A 13,859-nucleotide genomic window follows, 5' to 3' on the forward strand; every position below is an offset into this window, starting at 1 on the left:
GGAGATCCTTACGCTTTAGACGGTAATTCTTCAATGGTATGGAAATGGTTGGTGTAAATGCAGATATCACCTGCAATATCCAACGCTTTTTCAGCAATGTCGCGAGCGCCGAGCTCGGTGTTTTCCAGCAGAGCACGTGCCGCAGCCTGGGCGTAGGGACCGCCGGAGCCGATGGCAATCAGATCGTTTTCCGGCTGCACGACGTCACCGTTACCGGTGATGATGAGGGAGGCGGTTTCATCCGCGACCGCCAACAGCGCTTCAAGTTTGCGCAGCATGCGATCGGTACGCCAGTCTTTCGCCAGCTCAACGGCGGCTTTAACCAGATGTCCCTGATGCATTTCCAGCTTGCGCTCAAACAGTTCGAACAGCGTGAACGCATCCGCCGTACCGCCCGCAAAGCCAGCAATGACTTTGTCGTTGTACAGACGACGCACTTTCTTCACGTTGCCTTTCATGACGGTGTTACCCAGTGTGGCCTGACCATCACCGGCGATAACCACCTGGCCGTTACGGCGTACGCTTACTATTGTTGTCACGAGCAGACCCCTTGGTTACAAATGCAGAATACAAGCCCCGCACGGTGTGCGGGGCGTAATGCAAGTATAGATGGGGGAGATTTTGGGTGTTTCAACCCCCGGAGGCGAGTCGAATACAGTTTGTGTGACCTGCCATCTTCAGACGGCTAATGGTGCTGTCGGCATTCTCTTTGCCTTTCACCGGCCCGATGACCACGCGGTTCCAGCCATTATTGGTGGTGATTTTGGAGTCAAAGCCTTCGAAAGCTAACTGTGCACGCACGGTTTCTGCCTGTTCAGCGCCTTTAAACGAACCACATTGTACCATCCAGCGACGTTCGTCTTTCTTCTCTGTTGTCGGCTTCGGTGCCTCTGGCACGCGCTCAACCGGTGCGGCTGGCTGTGTTTTTGGCTGCGATGCCGTGGTGTGCGCCGGGGTCTGCAGCAGATCCTGGTACGGTTGCGACGTCGCAGCGGGTTTCTGCGTCTGCGTGGCAGGCTTCGACGGCTGCTGCACTGGCGCCGTTTGCGCAGTACGCGTTTGCGTCTGTGGCTGCGTACGCGGCTGTTGAACCGGCGGCGTGCTGTTCCACTGCTGCTGTTGCTCAACCTGACGTTGCTGAGCCTGGCGCTGTAACGTTTGCTGACGTTGTGCCGGTGTCTGCTCGTTCCACGGCACTTCGTTGAGCTGCGTCGGTTGCTGGCGCATGTCTGCCTGCATTTGCGCAAGTAACTGGCGCTGTTCTTCAGTCAGTTGATCCGGCTTCATGACTTCACCACCGGCTGACGGTTCTGTGGGCGCACGTACGCCTGGCTGACGGCTTTCCAGCTCTTTAATATAGCGCCAGCGCTCTTCCGGCTTTGGCGGCAGCCCGTTGCCGGTCACTTTCTGACCCTGCAACGTTTCGGATTCTTCTTTTTTATGATGCGTAATGAAGTACAGACCACCGATAAAGGCCACAAGCACGGCGGCGGCAATGGCGACCATTGCGGGCGATACCGCAGACGTGTTGCGTTGCTTTTTCCGTGAGGTGCTCTTTTTGCGCCGCGAAGGTGCCGGTTGGCCGCGACGTACATAATCTCGTTGTGCCACTATCGTTTCGCTGTATTGATTCGTTCGTCAGCCCGCCATGTTACTTAAGCGGCGGGCCTTTGACCAGACACGGTGTCTGAAAGGTTTACGTTAAGGCGCGCGTCGTACCCCGAAGGATTAACTCACAATCCATTAAACGCGAGCCGCTGTTGACATTTTGCCCCTGAATTTGGTCAAGCAGCAACAGCATCGCTTCGCGACCAATTTCGAAACGCGGTTGCGCAACGGTGGTCAGCGGCGGATCACAGAATTCTGCCAGCGCGATGTTATCGAATCCAATGATCGACAAATCTTGCGGGACTTTTATGCCCTGGCGTTTGGCCCATGAGAGGGCGCCAAGCGCCATGACATCGCTATGACAGAATACCGCTGTCGGTGGTTGCGGCAAGTCGAACAGTTGTTTAAGCGCATTGCCGCCAGCTTCGTAGGTAAAATCCCCACGGGCGATATAGTGCGGATCAACGGTAATACCGCAACGACGCAGCGCCTGCACGTAGCCCTGCAAGCGGTAATGACACAGCGGCATTTCTTCCGGCCCGGCAATACAGCCAATGCGCTGATGTCCCAGCTCATGCAGGTAGTTCACGGCATTGAAGGCGGCGGTCAGGTTATCGATATGGACGGTAGGCAGTTCCAGTTCCGGCGCAAACTCGTTCGCCATCACCATCGGCGGCAGATTGCGCGGCTCTTCAATACTGGCGTCAAACGGCAGACGAGAGCCCAGCAGCAGCATGCCATCAATTTGCTTGGTGATGATCAAATTGACGAAGGTTTTTTCCTGCTGGTTCTGATGCGCACAATCGCCGATCAGCACCAGATAGCCATGACTGGCGGCGGTGACCTCGATACCACGGATCAGTTCGCTAAAGAAGGGATCGCAAATATCCGGAACAATCACCAGGATGGTTCGCGATTCATTACGTTTAACGTTGCGTCCCGCCGCCTGCGGTAAATACCCGACCTCTACAGCTGCCTGTTCAACCCGGTTTCGGGTGGACTGAGAGACTTTATCCGGGTTCATTAGCGCGCGAGACACGGTTGCCGTTGAGACTTTCGCCTTCATGGCAACATCTTTCATTGTAGCGGCAGCAACCTGCTTATTCGGTTTCACTCTTTCTCCTCGCCTGGGAAATCCGGCGCAGCACAATCCCTGTTTAAATTCACATCGGAAACATTTTTATCAGATAGCGAATGGAAACGGTTACAGAATTTTCATAAAAAGTGTGATGGGTGTTAAATTTTACGATCCGCCTCGCATCGTGAGGGGATTATCCCTCAATAGGATCGACATCCAGTACCCATTTCACCTTGCGTGAATCCGGTAAGGTATTGATGAGCGCGAGCGTTCCGCTGACGATATGTTGCAAACGAATTCGTGATGGATGTTGCAATAAAATCTGCCAGCGATAGCGTCCGCCGCGCTTCGGCGCCAGCGCCGGAACGGGGCCTAACACCCAGAGCTTGTCATCTGCCAGCGGGCTGGCCTGGATCAGATTACGCAACTGCTGCAAAAACAGTGAAGCCTGCTGATTATTATGATCTTCAGCACGCACGATGACGTGGCTGGTCCACGGCGGCAGTTGCATCGTTTGGCGTTCGGCCAGCGCCTGTTCGGCAAACGCGTCATAGCCTTTATGCAACAAGGTTTGCAGCAGCGGATGTTCCGGATGGTGAGTCTGCAAAACCACTTCCCCCTGTTTGCCTGCGCGTCCTGCGCGTCCGGACACCTGAGTATAAAGTTGGGCAAAGCGCTCCGCCGAGCGGAAGTCTGCGGAGAACAACGCGCCATCCACATCCAGCAGCGCAACCAGCGTCACATCAGGGAAGTGGTGACCTTTTGCCAGCATCTGGGTGCCGATCAGGATCCTTGCGCCGCCGCGATGGACTTCCGCCAGATGTTGCTCAAGCGATCCTTTTCGGCTGGTGGTGTCGCGGTCAATGCGGGAAATCGGCACGCCGGGAAAGAAGGGGGCTAAGGCTTGTTCAAGCTGCTCGGTGCCTAACCCGACCGGCACCATATGCGTGGAGCCGCAGGAGGGGCACTGACGCGGCACCGGGCGCTGACTGTCGCAGTGGTGGCAGCGCAAGTGGTGCTGCGCCTGGTGCAGGGTGTAGTAGTGATCGCAACGCGGACACTCTGCAATCCAGCCGCAGTCGTGGCAAAGCAACGCAGGCGCAAAACCCCGGCGGTTGAGGAATAAAATTACCTGGTTATCGGCCTGTAAATGCTGGCGCATACGGGCGATTAACGCCGGTGCCAGGCCTGCCTGTACCTGTTGACCTTTTAAATCGAGTACATGCTGAATGGCGGGGCGTGCGTTTCCGGCACGACGCGTCAGGCGCAGCATGCGGTATTTTTTCTGCCTGACATTGCAAAGCGTCTCAAGCGCCGGCGTTGCCGAACCGAGGATAATCGGGATGCGTTCACTATGGGCGCGCCAGACCGCCAGATCGCGGGCATGGTAGCGCCAGCCTTCCTGCTGTTTATAGGAACTGTCGTGTTCTTCATCGATCACGATCACGCCAAGATTTTTAAACGGTGTAAATAAGGAGGAACGGGTGCCAATGACGATCGCGGCTTCGCCGTTTTTCGCCTTCAGCCAGGCAGAGAGGCGTTCGCTGTCGTTGAGAGCGGAGTGCAGCACTTCCACCGGCGCGTTGAAACGTTCGCGAAAGCGGGCGATGGTTTGCGGCGTCAGGCCAATTTCCGGCACCATTACCAGCGCCTGTTTACCCTGCGCGAGGACGTTTTCCAGTACGCTCAGGTAAACTTCGGTTTTACCTGAGCCTGTCACCCCGGCCAGCAGCCAGGCGGAGAAACTGTCTGACGCACTGTGAATGGCGCCAACGGCGGTGGCCTGTTCGGTGTTCAGGCGCAGACGTTCGCCGCAGACCGCGTAATTTGTGCGCCAGTCGCTAAAACCAGGCGTTTCGCTCGCCAGTTCGCACAAGCCTTTTTTACGCAGCGCCTGAAGCGCGGCATCGTTGAATTCGAGAGCAGTCACCTGATCGCGCCAGATTTTCCCCTGCCGTAACGCAGCCAGTGCCTGCTGCTGTTTGGGGGAACGCTTCAGGCTATTGAGATCAACCACCTGGCCCTCTTCGGTGGCAAACCAGTACCACATAGGCGCGTTGGTAGCTGGTTTCCCCTGACGCAACAGAATAGGCAGAGCGTGGAACAGCACATCGCCGATGGGATGATGATAATAATCCGCCGCCCAGATCAGCAGACGCCAGACAGAGGTCGAAAAGAGCGGTTCATCATCCAGCACGTCAACGATCGCTTTCAGTTCATTCAGCGGCAGCTCGCTTTTGTCGCTGACCGAAACCACGATCCCGACGCGCTCTTGCTGTTTGCCAAACGGCACGCGCACGCGACATCCTGCCTTGACGCTGCTCATGCCTTCCGGCAGAAGATAGTCAAAGGTGCGGGGAAGCGGAACGGGTAAGGCAACGCGCGCTACGGGCATAAATCGTCCTGACTTGAAATCTGGCGGGTTAGTATACACATTAGTCGTGGGTGACGAGCGAATCAGTTTGCATGAGTGGGCTAATTTCTGTATGATTCGCCGCCTTTGATGCAAATTGATTGTGTCAAACTATACTATCAACATCGCGTGGTGTCTGGCGTTAGGGCTGGAAGAGCGACGCGGCCTTAAACTGAGGTTTCCCATGAAAAAAGATATTCACCCGAAATACGAAGAAATTACTGCTACCTGTTCTTGCGGTAACGTCATGAAAATCCGCTCTACCGTTGGTCACGATCTGAACCTGGACGTGTGCGGTAAATGCCACCCGTTCTACACTGGCAAACAGCGTGACGTTGCAACCGGTGGCCGTGTTGACCGCTTCAACAAGCGCTTCAACATCCCGGGCAGCAAATAAGTTTCAGCTGTCAAAAAAAAGCGCCGACTGGCGCTTTTTTTGTCTCTGAAATTTATCTGTTCCATATATATCATTAATGTCTTGAATAAATAACGCCATAGCAAATTGAAATGTTGTTTTTAATTTATCGATAAATTGTTTCTGTTGGTGATGTCTGTCTCTCTTATCTTCCTTTTTTTGCCATGATTTTTATTTGCTGGAAAAATTTAAAAGGTTTTAACTTTCCCACTTAAATAAACTTCACTTCGTAATATAAAATTATCCTTGTTTTCATCATTGCATTTTTATCGTTGTGATGTTGATAAGGTCAGATTGTTTTTGATGTATTCTATTGAGAGGGATTGCTATGAAGCGTGGATATGCGTTATTACTTATTCCAATATTATCTGGAGCCGCTCATGCTGGCTACGTAGATTATCGTCATGAATATTATGACGACGGACGTAACTATGACCGTGTTTATATGTCCCATCGTTTTGCCAGTGGATTTGGCGTTGCGGTAGAAGCGATTTCGCGCTCTGATGATTCGGATCCAAAACATCCGGTTAATAACATGGAGACGAACGGTAACGAGTACACGGCCAGTTACCAGTTCACCTGGCAAGACCTTGTCTGGCAACCGGGACTGGCGATAGAAACAGATGAAGGTCAGGCAATCTATAAGCCGTACTTGCGTGTGCAATATAATATCAATGATAGCTGGTGGACGGCATTCCGCTATCGTTTTGAGTATACTCGTCGCAATTCAGAAGTCAGAGATGATCGAATGGTTTATCGCCCGGAGGCCTGGTTGGGCTATAACCTTCATGACTGGATGTTTGAACTGAACGGTATTTATAAAATCGCAGACAGTGAAGATTTATATAATAATAAAAAAGAAGACTATGAACTTAACTTTCGCGTTGCCTATAAAATAGGTTCCTGGATTCCTTTTGCTGAAGTGGGTAACGTCTCTTCCGGCTATAATACAGCGACAACCGACGATCGTCAGACACGTTATCGTATTGGTATTGGTTATACTTTCTGATTTATAAATTCTTCTCTATGACATATTCCTGTGCGGTAAGCGTATTTTTTTGCCGCGCGTACTTCATGCTTAATAATCAGGGAATCCAGATGAATAAGCGAAAAATAGGTCTTGTGAATTACCTCGCCTATGGCTCAGGTGATTGTCTTGGCGCAGGGACAACCGCGCTGACTGCGGCATGGTTATTATATTTTTTCACTACCTTTTGCGGATTAACACCAATAGAGGCGACGTTTATTTTTGCGATGGCGAGAATTTTGGATGCGGTGGTCAGTCCGCTGATGGGATATCTGACGGATAGCTTTGGCAATACGTGGTTGGGAAAACGATTTGGTCGACGGAAGTTCTTTATTTTACTGGGTATTCCCTGCGTTTTCTCCTATAGCCTGATGTGGATGGAGGGAATGAGCTACTGGTATTATCTGGCCGCCTATCTGTTGTTCGACGTGGTCTACACCATGATTTTGGTGCCTTATGAAACGCTGGTTCCGGAAATGACCGACGACTTCAGGCAGAAAACGAAGTTTTCCGGGGCGCGTATCGCGATGGCGCAACTGTCAGCGATCCTGGCGGCTTTTTTACCCGGTATTTTGCTGAACCATTTTGGTAAGGACAATGCCATCTCCTTCTTTTACGCCAGCCTGGTGTTCGCCATTATGTGTGCCGTGGTGCTGACTTTCGTCTGGATCTTTACCTGGGAACGTGAACGTAGTGCGGAAGAGCTGGCGGTGCAGGCGCAAAAGCTGACTCTGGGGCAGAGTCTGCATCGCCTGGTGATTGAGCTGAGCTCAACGTTTCGCATTCGAATTTTTCGTCTGCATCTCGGGATGTATCTCGGCGGCTATATTGCGCAGGACGTTTTCAACGCCGTGTTTACCTATTACGTGGTGTTCGTGCTGATGCAAAGCCCAACGCTGGCGTCCAATCTCATGGGGACGATGGCGATCCTGCAGTTTATCGCTGTGATGGCGATGATCCCGCTGTGTATCCGTTTTGGCCCGGCGCCGTCGTATCGTGTGGTGGTGCTGCTGTTTGGTCTGGGCGCGCTGTCATACTCCGCACTGTACTATAGCGGGATGAGCGACAATTCGGCGCTGTTGCTGCTGATTTCCGCGGTGGCCGGTCTGGGGCGCGGCGGCATCAATTATATCCCGTGGAACATTTATACCTATATTGCGGATGTGGATGAGGTCATCACAGGACAGCGTCGCGAGGGGATATTTGCGGGCATCATGACCCTGACTCGCAAAGCGTCTCAGGCCGGTGCCGTAATGTTGGTCGGCATTGTGATGCAGTATTCCGGTTTTGTCTCAGGACAGGCCACTCAGGTGCCGGGTGTCAGCCATACCATCATGCTGATTCTGAGTTTCGGTACGGTGGCGGTGCTCTGCATGGGATTCCTGGTTTCACTGCGTTTTCGATTAAACCTGAAAACGCACAAAGTACTGCGCGAAGAGACACTGAAAATGCGTCAGGCCGGAGGGGTTACCCCGGACGCGATCACACCTCAGGCGCGCCAGATCGTGGAGATGCTGGCTGGTATGCCGTACGAACAGCTGTGGGGAAACAATACGATTGGTTATGTAAACCGGCAGAAGGCGCAGTACCATCAGCCAGCCTGATCCGAGAGAGCCAAACCGATAATCACCATGAAAAAGAGCAGAAGCGTGGCTTCTGCTCTTTTCTGCATCAATATTCCCACGTCTCCGGGTCGATGCCCAGTTCGCGCATAATTTCTTTCGCCGCTTCCGGGATTTCATCGCTACGCTCTTTGCGCAGGTCTGCATCGTTTGGCAGGGGTTGTCCGGTAAAAGCATGCAGAAACGCTTCACACAGCAGCTCGCTGTTGGTGGCGTGACGCAGGTTGTTCACCTGACGACGCGTGCGTTCATCGGTGAGGATTTTTAACACCTTCAGAGGAATGGAAACCGTAATTTTCTTTACTTGCTCACTCTTCTTACCGTGCTCAGCGTATGGGCTGATATATTCGCCGCTCCATTCAGCCATGAGATACCTTAATCCTCTTCGTCATTAATATGGGGTAAGACCGCACTTCTCGTATGGTTACTCACCGTAATTCCGCATAGTTTACCGTACAGGCGATACCGTGACACGGATTAAGCACCTGTAGTTGTGCGCTAATGCAGATAATTTTAACGGCTATTTCCGGTTTGCTCAATCTATACGCAAAGAAGTTTAGATGTCCAGATGTATTGACGTCTATTGTTAACCTGTTTACTCTGGGACCTGACTTTTCATCGACTCAGCTCAGGAACACCCTAACATGACGCGTAAACAGGCCACCATCGCAGTGCGTAGCGGGTTAAATGACGACGAACAGTACGGTTGCGTCGTTCCGCCGATTCACCTTTCCAGTACCTATAATTTTACCGGTTTTAATGAGCCGCGCGCCCATGACTACTCCCGTCGCGGTAACCCGACGCGCGATGTGGTCCAGCGTGCGCTGGCCGAACTGGAAGGCGGTGCGGGTGCGGTACTGACCAATACCGGTATGTCGGCGATTCATCTGGTGACGACCGTGTTCCTGAAGCCCGGAGATCTGCTGGTTGCGCCACATGACTGCTACGGCGGCAGCTACCGCCTGTTTGACAGCCTGGCGAAGCGCGGATGCTATCGCGTGCGCTTTGTCGATCAGGGAGATGAGCAGGCGTTGCAGGCAGCGCTGGCAGAAAAACCTAAACTGGTGCTGGTAGAAAGTCCGAGTAATCCGCTATTACGCGTGGTGGATATTGCGAAAATCTGTCAACTGGCACGTGAAGCCGGGGCCGTCAGCGTTGTCGATAACACTTTTTTAAGCCCGGCGCTGCAAAATCCGCTGGCATTGGGCGCCGATCTGGTGTTGCATTCATGCACGAAATATCTGAATGGTCACTCTGACGTCGTGGCGGGCGTGGTGATAGCCAAAGATCCGGAAATCGTCACCGAACTGGCCTGGTGGGCGAATAATATCGGCGTGACCGGCAGCGCGTTTGACAGCTACCTGCTGCTGCGCGGGCTGCGTACGCTGTCGCCGCGCATGGAAGTGGCGCAGCGTAATGCACAGGCGATCGTCGATTACCTGCAAACCCAGCCGCTGGTGAAAAAGCTGTATCACCCGTCGCTGCCAGAAAATCAGGGGCATGACATTGCCGCGCGTCAGCAGAAAGGCTTTGGCGCAATGTTGAGTTTTGAACTGGATGGCGATGAGCAGACGCTGCGTCGTTTCCTGAGTGGGCTGTCGTTGTTTACGCTGGCGGAATCTTTAGGGGGAGTGGAAAGCTTAATCTCTCACGCCGCAACGATGACGCATGCTGGCATGGCGCCAGAAGCGCGTGCGGCCGCCGGGATCTCCGAGACGCTGCTGCGCATCTCCACGGGTATTGAAGATGGCGAAGATTTAATTGCCGACCTGGAAAATGGCTTCCGGGCTGCAAACAAGGGGTAAACATGAGTGTGATTGCGCAGGCAGGGGCGAAGGGTCGTCAACTGCACAAATTTGGTGGTAGTAGTCTGGCTGACGTGAAGTGTTATCTGCGCGTCGCGGGCATCATGGCGGAATACTCACAGCCTGACGACATGATGGTGGTTTCCGCTGCGGGCAGTACGACCAACCAACTGATCAGTTGGCTGAAATTAAGTCAGACCGATCGCCTCTCTGCGCATCAGGTACAACAGACCCTGCGACGCTATCAGTGTGAACTGATTAGCGGCTTGCTTCCCGCCGACGTGGCGGAGGCATTAACCAGCCTGTTTATCAGCGATCTGGAACGTCTGGCCAATCTGCTGGACAGCGGCGTGAATGACGCCGTTTATGCGGAAGTCGTGGGCCACGGTGAAGTATGGTCAGCGCGTCTGATGTCGGCTGTGCTCAATCAGCAGGGCATGGAGTCGGCCTGGCTGGATGCGCGTGAATTCTTACGCGCTGAGCGCGCTGCGCAACCGCAGGTGGATGAAGGGCTTTCTTATCCGTTATTACAGCAACTGCTGATCCAGCATCCGCAGAAACGTCTGGTCGTGACCGGTTTTATCAGTCGTAGTAATGCGGGTGAAACAGTGCTGCTGGGCCGTAATGGTTCTGACTACTCCGCCACGCAGATTGGCGCGCTGGCGGGCGTTTCCCGCGTTACCATCTGGAGTGACGTGGCCGGGGTTTACAGCGCTGACCCGCGTAAAGTCAAAGATGCCTGCCTGCTGCCGCTGCTGCGTCTGGATGAAGCCAGCGAGCTGGCGCGTCTGGCGGCGCCGGTTCTGCACGCCCGCACGCTGCAGCCGGTTTCTGGCAGCGATATCGATCTCCAGTTGCGCTGTAGTTATACGCCAGATCAAGGCTCCACGCGCATTGAGCGTGTATTAGCTTCCGGGACCGGTGCGCGTATCGTGACCAGCCATGATGACGTCTGCCTGATTGAATTTCAGGTGCCCGCCAGCCAGGACTTTAAGCAGGCGCATAAAGATATCGATCAGGTCCTCAAGCGTGCACAGGTGCGTCCGCTGGCCGTTGGCGTCCATACCGATCGTCATCTGCTGCAGTTCTGCTATACCTCGGAAGTGGCCGACAGCGCCTTGCGAATCCTCGATGAAGCCGGTCTGCCGGGTGAACTGCGATTGCGTCAGGGGCTGGCGCTGGTGGCAATGGTGGGCGCAGGCGTCACCCGTAACCCGCTGCACTGCCATCGTTTCTGGCAACAGTTGAAAGGACAGCCGGTAGAATTTACCTGGCAGTCGGAAGAGGGCATCAGCCTGGTGGCCGTACTGCGTACCGGCCCAACGGAGAGCCTGATTCAGGGTCTGCATCAGTCCATTTTCCGCGCTGAAAAACGCATCGGCCTGGTGCTTTTCGGCAAGGGCAACATCGGCTCCCGCTGGCTTGAGCTGTTTGCCCGCGAGCAGAGCACGCTCTCGGCGCGTACCGGATTTGAATTTGTGCTGGCCGGGGTGGTGGATAGCCGTCGCAGCCTGCTGAACTACGAAGGGCTGGACGCCAGCCGGGCGCTGGCGTTCTTCAATGATGAAGCCATTGAACAGGATGAAGAGTCGCTGTTCCTGTGGATGCGCGCGCACCCGTATGACGATCTGGTGGTGCTGGATGTGACCGCGAGCGAACAGCTGGCGGATCAGTATCTCGACTTTGCCAGCCACGGTTTTCACGTCATCAGCGCCAACAAGCTGGCTGGGGCGAGCACCAGCAATAAGTATCGCCAGATCCACGACGCGTTTGATAAGACCGGGCGCCACTGGCTGTATAACGCGACCGTGGGTGCGGGGTTGCCGATCAACCACACCGTGCGCGATCTGATCGACAGCGGCGACACCATCCTGTCGATCAGCGGGATCTTCTCCGGCACGCTGTCCTGGCTGTTCCTGCAGTTTGATGGCTCTGTGCCGTTTACCGATCTGGTGGATCAGGCCTGGCAACAGGGACTGACGGAGCCGGATCCGCGCGTTGACCTGTCGGGTAAAGATGTGATGCGCAAGCTGGTGATTCTGGCACGCGAAGCAGGCTACGACATCGAGCCGGATCAGGTCCGCGTTGAGTCGCTGGTTCCCGCGCATTGTGAAGAAGGCTCAATCGACCACTTCTTTGAGAATGGCGATGAGCTGAACGATCAGATGGTGCAGCGTCTGGAAGCGGCCCGTGAAATGGGGCTGGTACTGCGCTATGTGGCGCGTTTCGATGCCAATGGCAAAGCGCGTGTTGGCGTAGAAGCGGTTCGCCCGGAGCATCCGCTGGCAGCGCTGCTGCCGTGCGATAACGTCTTTGCTATCGAAAGCCGCTGGTATCGCGATAACCCGTTAGTGATCCGCGGGCCCGGTGCCGGGCGTGACGTCACTGCCGGGGCGATTCAGTCGGATATTAACCGTCTGGCGCAGCTGCTGTAGTTTTTTGCCGGATGGCGCTGTGCGCTTATCCGGCCGATGGTTCGGGCGTAATTCAGGCCGGATAAGATGCTTCAGCATCCCGTCCGGCGTGTTACCGACCAGCAAACACCTCTTTTGCGGCGAACAGACCGTTCAGCGCCGCCGGGAAACCGGCATACACTGCCATCTGCATCATGACCTCAATAATCTCCTCCTGCGTTAACCCGACATGCAGCGCGGCAGCAATGTGAACCTTCAACTGCGGTGCGGCGTTGCCCAGTGCGGTTAAGGCGGCGACGGTGGCGATTTCCCGACTGCGTAAATCCAGTCCGGGGCGGGAATAAATGTCGCCAAAAGGAAACTCAATCAGATAGCGAGCGAAGTCGGGAGCGATGTCCTTCAGGCTCTCGACGACGGCATCGCCGCCTTTGCCATCAACCTGCTGTAGCATGTTCTGACCGGTGATAAAGCGTTCTGAATGCATAGTGTCTTCCTCATCTGTTAATGATGACGTGAGGATAGGGTGGGTGGAATGATTTGGATAATACCGTTTCCGTGATACCTTTTCGGTATGACAACACCGCTTCTGCACTCTCTGGATATTCGCCTGCTGCGTTACTTTGCCGTGGTGGCGGAAGAGAACAACATGAGCCGGGCAGCCCTGCGACTGTTTATGTCGCAACCGCCGCTTAGCCGCCATATACGCCAGCTTGAAGAACGTCTGGGGGTGACGCTGTTTGTCCGTCATACCAAAGGGTTGACGCTGACGAATGAGGGGCTGCGCGTGCTGGAGATCGTGCGTCCGCTGCTGGAACAGCAGGATAAAACCTATGCGGCCCTGAATCAGCTTGCGCCAGACGGCGTGCAGTCGTTGCGTCTGGGGCTGACGACGGCATTTGAGCAGGGCGTTTTCGCCGCGCTGGAAACGCAACTGAATACCCGGGTTGATACCCTGCGCCTTGTGCGCCAGGGCTCGCCCGATCTCATACGTCAGGTGCGACGCGGAAAACTGGATGCTGCCGTGGTGGCGTTGCCGCTGGAGACCGCCGGACTGACCATCACGCCGCTCGACTGGCGTGAGCCGCTCATCGCAGCGCTACCTGCCATTTGGTCAGAGGCTGGCAGTGACACCCTCTCCCTGAAAGCACTTAATCACCGGCCGCTGTTCTGGTTTAGCCGGGAACGAAATCCGGCCTTCTTTGACGCTACGCGGGCACGCTTTCAGCGTGTGGGTTACGCTCCTGCCTGTCTTGAAGAGCCGCTGGAGCATGACGTTCTGCTGGCGCGAATAGCCCATGGCGATGGTCTGAGCTTATTCCCTGCTTCCTTTGCCGCTATTCAGCGTCAGGGCGTGGTTTTTCGACCACTGAGCGAGGGTGAACTCAGCATTCAGGCGGGGCTGGCGATGTTGCCGGAGAACGCTGCCCGCTTACATTGGCTGAAAAGCATGATGCTGTCCGCTGGTATAGCCCACTAA

At 54.7% G+C, this 13,859-nt stretch carries 12 protein-coding genes; 6 read left to right on the forward strand and 6 right to left on the reverse strand.

Annotation, left to right across the window (positions count from 1 at the left end; genetic code table 11):
* Positions 1 to 8 precede the first annotated feature (8 nt).
* The 4 genes from hslV to priA all read right to left on the reverse strand — a co-directional run bounded on the left by hslV (position 9) and on the right by priA (position 5,081).
* Positions 9 to 539: an ATP-dependent protease subunit HslV gene (hslV, locus tag C2U53_RS10965; protein ID WP_044257469.1), complete on the reverse strand. Its 531-nt coding sequence runs from the start codon at positions 537 to 539 to the stop codon at positions 9 to 11.
* Positions 540 to 630: 91 nt separating this feature from the next.
* Positions 631 to 1,611: a cell division protein FtsN gene (gene ftsN / locus C2U53_RS10970; RefSeq protein ID WP_042998927.1), complete on the reverse strand. Its 981-nt coding sequence runs from the start codon at positions 1,609 to 1,611 to the stop codon at positions 631 to 633.
* 85 nt (positions 1,612 to 1,696) lie between these two features.
* The gene (cytR, locus tag C2U53_RS10975) at positions 1,697 to 2,722 is read right to left on the reverse strand and encodes a DNA-binding transcriptional regulator CytR (RefSeq protein ID WP_104445896.1); all 1,026 of its coding nucleotides are present in this window, start codon (positions 2,720 to 2,722) and stop codon (positions 1,697 to 1,699) included.
* A gap of 157 nt (positions 2,723 to 2,879) precedes the next feature.
* Positions 2,880 to 5,081 carry a primosomal protein N' gene (gene priA / locus C2U53_RS10980; RefSeq protein WP_104445897.1) on the reverse strand — a complete coding sequence of 734 codons (2,202 nt, stop codon included), beginning with the start codon at positions 5,079 to 5,081 and terminating at the stop codon, positions 2,880 to 2,882.
* A gap of 202 nt (positions 5,082 to 5,283) precedes the next feature.
* Between priA and rpmE the strand changes: the two genes are divergently transcribed.
* The 3 genes from rpmE (at position 5,284) to C2U53_RS10995 (ending at position 8,145) form a co-directional block, all read left to right on the forward strand.
* Positions 5,284 to 5,496, forward strand: a complete 213-nt coding sequence (rpmE, locus tag C2U53_RS10985; RefSeq protein WP_042325590.1) for a 50S ribosomal protein L31 — start codon at positions 5,284 to 5,286, stop codon at positions 5,494 to 5,496.
* Positions 5,497 to 5,842: 346 nt separating this feature from the next.
* A complete protein-coding gene (locus C2U53_RS10990; RefSeq protein WP_044257475.1) occupies positions 5,843 to 6,523 on the forward strand; it encodes an oligogalacturonate-specific porin KdgM family protein in 681 nt (226 codons plus the stop codon).
* An 89-nt stretch (positions 6,524 to 6,612) separates the two neighbouring features.
* Positions 6,613 to 8,145: an MFS transporter gene (locus C2U53_RS10995; RefSeq protein ID WP_104445898.1), complete on the forward strand. Its 1,533-nt coding sequence runs from the start codon at positions 6,613 to 6,615 to the stop codon at positions 8,143 to 8,145.
* 67 nt (positions 8,146 to 8,212) lie between these two features.
* Here C2U53_RS10995 and metJ read toward each other — a convergent pair whose 3' ends face one another.
* Complete coding sequence (gene metJ / locus C2U53_RS11000) at positions 8,213 to 8,530, reverse strand: met regulon transcriptional regulator MetJ (protein WP_042325599.1); 318 nt, start codon at positions 8,528 to 8,530, stop codon at positions 8,213 to 8,215.
* Between the two features lie 277 nt (positions 8,531 to 8,807).
* Here metJ and metB point away from each other — a divergent pair, with 277 nt between their 5' ends.
* Positions 8,808 to 9,968, forward strand: a complete 1,161-nt coding sequence (gene metB / locus C2U53_RS11005; RefSeq protein ID WP_044265209.1) for a cystathionine gamma-synthase — start codon at positions 8,808 to 8,810, stop codon at positions 9,966 to 9,968.
* 2 nt (positions 9,969 to 9,970) lie between these two features.
* Positions 9,971 to 12,403, forward strand: coding sequence for a bifunctional aspartate kinase/homoserine dehydrogenase II (gene metL, locus C2U53_RS11010; protein ID WP_046401646.1), 2,433 nt, complete (start codon positions 9,971 to 9,973; stop codon positions 12,401 to 12,403).
* 91 nt (positions 12,404 to 12,494) lie between these two features.
* Here metL and C2U53_RS11015 read toward each other — a convergent pair whose 3' ends face one another.
* Positions 12,495 to 12,866 carry a carboxymuconolactone decarboxylase family protein gene (locus tag C2U53_RS11015; RefSeq protein WP_042998934.1) on the reverse strand — a complete coding sequence of 124 codons (372 nt, stop codon included), beginning with the start codon at positions 12,864 to 12,866 and terminating at the stop codon, positions 12,495 to 12,497.
* Positions 12,867 to 12,953: 87 nt separating this feature from the next.
* On the opposite strand from C2U53_RS11015, the gene C2U53_RS11020 reads away from it, so the two are divergent.
* On the forward strand, positions 12,954 to 13,859 hold the full coding sequence (locus tag C2U53_RS11020; protein ID WP_104445899.1) for a LysR family transcriptional regulator: 906 nt from the start codon (positions 12,954 to 12,956) through the stop codon (positions 13,857 to 13,859).

It is taken from the genome of Citrobacter sp. CFNIH10 (assembly GCF_002934585.1).
Taxonomy (GTDB): Bacteria; Pseudomonadota; Gammaproteobacteria; order Enterobacterales; family Enterobacteriaceae; genus Citrobacter_A; species Citrobacter_A amalonaticus.